At 65.5% G+C, this 3,760-nt stretch carries 4 protein-coding genes; 1 reads left to right on the top strand and 3 read right to left on the bottom strand.

The window, feature by feature from the left end; all coding sequences use genetic code 11:
• Nucleotides 1–1,219, bottom strand: a 1,219-nt coding sequence (locus RR928_RS18820; RefSeq protein ID WP_332683727.1) for an MFS transporter, incomplete at its 3' end; no start/stop codon positions are given.
• A gap of 101 nt (nt 1,220–1,320) precedes the next feature.
• Between RR928_RS18820 and RR928_RS18815 the strand changes: the two genes are divergently transcribed.
• Nucleotides 1,321–2,301 carry an AraC family transcriptional regulator gene (locus RR928_RS18815; RefSeq protein ID WP_332549506.1) on the top strand — a complete coding sequence of 327 codons (981 nt, stop codon included), beginning with the start codon at nt 1,321–1,323 and terminating at the stop codon, nt 2,299–2,301.
• A gap of 125 nt (nt 2,302–2,426) precedes the next feature.
• Here RR928_RS18815 and RR928_RS18810 read toward each other — a convergent pair whose 3' ends face one another.
• Together RR928_RS18810 and RR928_RS18805 are read right to left on the bottom strand one after the other, a co-directional pair.
• On the bottom strand, nt 2,427–2,903 hold the full coding sequence (locus RR928_RS18810) for a hypothetical protein (protein WP_332683724.1): 477 nt from the start codon (nt 2,901–2,903) through the stop codon (nt 2,427–2,429).
• Nucleotides 2,904–3,070: 167 nt separating this feature from the next.
• Nucleotides 3,071–3,553, bottom strand: coding sequence for a GreA/GreB family elongation factor (locus RR928_RS18805; RefSeq protein WP_332683729.1), 483 nt, complete (start codon nt 3,551–3,553; stop codon nt 3,071–3,073).
• Nucleotides 3,554–3,760 lie beyond the last annotated feature (207 nt).

Genomic DNA, 3,760 nt, shown 5'->3' with positions numbered 1-3,760 from the left:
CATCCCCGGCCTGAGGCTGTGGTATGCGCACCCGTACCGCAATCAGCCATGCCGCGAACAGCATCAGCACGCTGCCGGCGATGAACACGCCAGTGATGCCGCTGGCGCCGAACATCGCCCCACCCGCAGCCGCCCCGACGGCAATGGAGGACTGCACTGAGGCGACCACCATGCCGCCCGCGCTCTCGGCCTGATCGGGCACGGAGCGTGCGACCCAGCTTGACCATGCCACCGGCACACCACCGAAGGCCAGGCCCCAGAACGCCACCAGCAGCGCCTGCCCCGCCACAGAGGCGGGCAGCAGCACCAAAGACAAAGCCGCGATGCCGACCAGCGCGGGCATCAACGCCAAGGTCATGCGCAGGCTGCGCTGCATCAGCCAACCCGCGAGCAGCGTGCCGGCGAAGTTCGCCACGCCGAAACCCAGCAGCATCAGCGCGAGCCCGTCTGCATCGACGCCCGTGCTGCTTTCCAGGAAGGGGCGGATATAGGTGAACAGGGCGAAATGGCCGGCATGGGCCAGGATGCAGGCCAGCATGCCCATGGCGATGCCCGGCCGCAGCAGCACGTCGAGCACCGTCCTGAGCCGCACCACGCTGCGTGGCGCCATGCGCGGCAGCGTGAACCACTGGAAGACCAGCGTGATCAGCCCCACGGCGGCAGCCGCCACGAAGGCGCTGCGCCAGCCGTACAAACCACCCAGATAGCTGCCCAGCGGTACCGCCACCACCGTCCCCAGCGCAATTCCGCTGAAGATGATCGACAAGGCGCGCGGCAGCAGCGCGGCCGGCACCAGCCGCATGGCGACGGCGGTGGCCATGCTCCAGAACCCGCCCAACGCAATGCCCAGCAATACGCGCATCACCAGCAGCACCGCCATGCTGGACGACAGCGCGACGAGCAGGTTGGAAGCGATCATCAGCATGGAAAAGCCCAGCAGCACCACCCGCCGGTCAAGCCCGCGCGTCAGGCCGGGAACCAGCAAGCCGGCGAACAACGCCACCACGGCCGTCACGGTCACCGCCTGGCCCGCCAATGCCTGCGACACGCCCAAATCCCCGGCCATGGGCGTCAGCAGACTCGCCGGCAGGTACTCCGCCGTCAACAAGCCGAAGACGCCCATCGCCAACGAGAACACCGCCATCCAGGCTGCCGAGGCCGGCGCCGCCAGGTCCGCTCTGCCAAGGTCGGCAGTGGCGTCACAAATGCAATCATTCATCACAAGATACCCCTAGAAAAACTATCGTGACCCAAAGTCTAGGGGCTGGATTCAGGATGATCTATGATGAAAAGTCTTGAATTTTTGATCAAAACACCTGGATGAATGTACCGGAACAGTTTGCTCTCTCGTCCGATCTCATCAGCGAACTGCTGACGGGCATGCGCCTGCGCGGCGTCGAGTACCGGCGCATCCAGGTCGGGCCATCCTTCGGCTTTCGCTTCGAGGCCAGGCCCGGTCGTGGCTACTTCCACTATCTGGCGGTGGGATCTGCCGTGCTGCGCAGCGCCGACGGCGCGCTGCATGAACTATCGGCCGGCAGCGCCGTGTTCATTCCCCAAGGGGCGGCACATCAATTGCTCTCCAGCTCGGATGCGCCCACCCAGGACATCGACAGCTTCGAGGCGGCACCGCTGGGCGACACGGTCAGCGCCGTGGATGCCTGTCCGAGCACCAGCGTCGTGCCCAGCGCCATCCTGTTCTACGGATGCATGGAGTTCGACCTGGGCGGCATGCAGGGCCTGGGCCGGCTGATGCCAGGCCTGATGCTGGTCGATGCCGCCAGCCAGCGCTATCCCGGGCTGCTGCCCATACTGGCCGCGATGAAAGGCGAAATCTGCTCCGGACGGGTCGGATTCGCCGGCATCCTGGCGCGCCTTGCCGAGGTGGTGGCGGCCATGATCGTGCGCGGCTGGGTCGAATGCGGCTGCGACAATGCCGCCGGCCTGGTGGCCGCGTTGCGCGATCCGCGGCTGGCGCGTGCCATTTTGGCCCTGCATCGGCAGCCCGGCCGCGATTGGACGGTGGCGGAACTGGCGGCCGAGTGCCATGTCTCGCGCTCGGTCTTCGCGCAACGTTTCGAGTTCACCATGGGCACGTCCCCCTTGCGCTACGCAACGGAGCTGCGCATGCGCCTGGCGAGCCAATGGCTGGCGCAGGAAAGCATTTCCATCGACTCCGTGGCAGAACGGCTGGGCTACTCGTCCCAGGCGGCCTTCAGTCGTGCCTTCAAACGCATCAATGGTCAGCCCCCAGGGTCGATCCGACAAGAGCGCCGGCGTACGACGCGTGAGGCCCGTTGAGTCATGCGTCGATGACTGCTTCGTGCCACCTTGGACGCAGATCCGGGACGAGAACGACGGCAGCAGTTTTGTCGCAATCGCACGCTACGCATCCCTGAGAAAATGCCAAGCCTTTGCCGCAACGGCTATCGCCTGCCCTTCGCCCCCACCGCCAGTGCCACGACGGCGATACCGCCGGCGATGATGAGTGCATCTTCTATCAGGCCGCTGCGCGTCTGGCCGATGTGCTTCATGGCGGTTTTTCTTGCGTCCAGGGTCACATAGGCCAGCGGAACCGCGGTTGCAATGGCGGCAGCCGCGCCGGCGCGCTCGCGGCCGTGGGGTGCGAGGGCCGCGCCGGCGATGCCGGCGCTGGCCACTCTGGCCAGCAGGCCCAGGAACACGGTTCTGTCGGGAGCGGTCTTCATCTTGTCGCCCGCCAGTTCACCGGCTCCCATGAGCAGGGCGCCGAACCGGAAAACCGGGCGGTCTAGCAGTGCGAGCTTTCCCGGGGTGGAGTGGCCCAGAAGCCGGGCCGCGGACAAGGTGGCCATCGGTGTCATCGAGCGTGCGCTGGCCACGGCGCCGATGAGTGCAGAGTAAAGGAGACCGACATTTTTCATGATTTTTCCCTGAACGAAGCAAAGCGCCATCCTTGAATAGGTGCTGACGCTTGTCCATGCGATAACGCGCGTCCAAGCGTAGGACAAGCGCGGCGGCTGCCAAGTGAAGTCTCAAAGGCAACAATCGTCGCTTCATGGACAAGCGCCGCAGCGCCATGGCATGCCGCTCAATCCACCCGCAGCACCTCGAACTGCTGCCGCAGGGAACCGACCTGTATCGACACCTCGTCACCTTCGCATTTACCGAGCATGGCCCTGGCCAGAGGGGCCTGGCTGCTGATGACCTGAACCAGCTCGGTGCCGCTGACCAGCTTCATGCTGCCCCCGGCCGGGCCCAGAAACAGCTGTTGCTGCTGGTCGTCGGCATCGACCAGGCGGACCAGTGCGCCCAGCTGTATGCCTTTGCTGGTGTCGTAGGGGAGCGGGCGGAACTGGCGCCAACTGGCCAGGGCCTGGCGTATGGCTTCGGCGCGCCTGGCCTGGCCGCAGGCCAGGTAGGCGGCTTCGAGGCCCAAGGTGTCGTATTTGTTTTCGGCGATGTTTTCTTCGTGCGTCGCCGTTTCATGGGCGGTGCGCACCGCCTGTTCGATTTGCAGCAGGTCTTGGGCGAGCTGCTCCAGCACCTGCTGCTGCAGCAAGAATTTATCCATGGTGAAAGCGAGGCATCTCGAACGGGCGGGAGGGAGGAAAGATCTTGCAGGGGCCGGGCTGGCATTGCGGATTGCGCAAAGAATGGGTGCGCTGCCCTGAAGAGGTGCGCGCCCGGTCGCCAGCCACGCCCTTCTGCAGAGTTTACCAACGCCTGGCGCAGGCGTCGGCGCGGGCAGGCAGCCATGTTCCCAAGGACCGCATGGATC

The organism is Comamonas sp. (genome assembly GCF_036666375.1).
In the GTDB taxonomy this organism is placed as follows: Bacteria; Pseudomonadota; Gammaproteobacteria; order Burkholderiales; family Burkholderiaceae_C; genus Comamonas.
This window is presented reverse-complemented; position numbering and strand designations above follow the sequence as displayed.